The following is a 300-nucleotide window of genomic DNA, read 5'->3' as shown; positions in this document are numbered from 1 at the left end:
GGAGATAAAATCACTTACACGTTTACAGTAACTAACACAGGGAATGTTACAGTGAATAATATCGTGATAAACGATGCCAAATTAGGTGTTGCCAACATGGTTTTAGTACCCAATGTATTAGCACCAAATGCAGTAGGAGTGGCTACACAAGATTATACCATCACACAGGTAGATATTGATGCGGGTCAAGTGACCAATACCGCCATTGCCAAAGGGCAAGACCCAAGTGGTGCTGATGTAGAAGATACCTCAGGTACTGCAGTTGACAATGATGATAGTACGGTTACTACTGTACCGACT

1 pseudogene is annotated in these 300 nt (G+C 42.0%); it reads left to right on the top strand.

Going from position 1 to position 300, the window contains the following annotated elements:
• Positions 1-300 (top strand): annotated as a pseudogene (locus K5R64_RS17090) (hypothetical protein); the annotation flags it as partial.

The organism is Flavobacterium sp. UMI-01, assembly GCF_019656315.1.
Lineage (GTDB): Bacteria > Bacteroidota > Bacteroidia > Flavobacteriales > Flavobacteriaceae > Flavobacterium.
The sequence above is the reverse complement of the archived record's forward strand: the minus strand, read 5'-3'. Positions and strand labels throughout refer to the sequence as shown.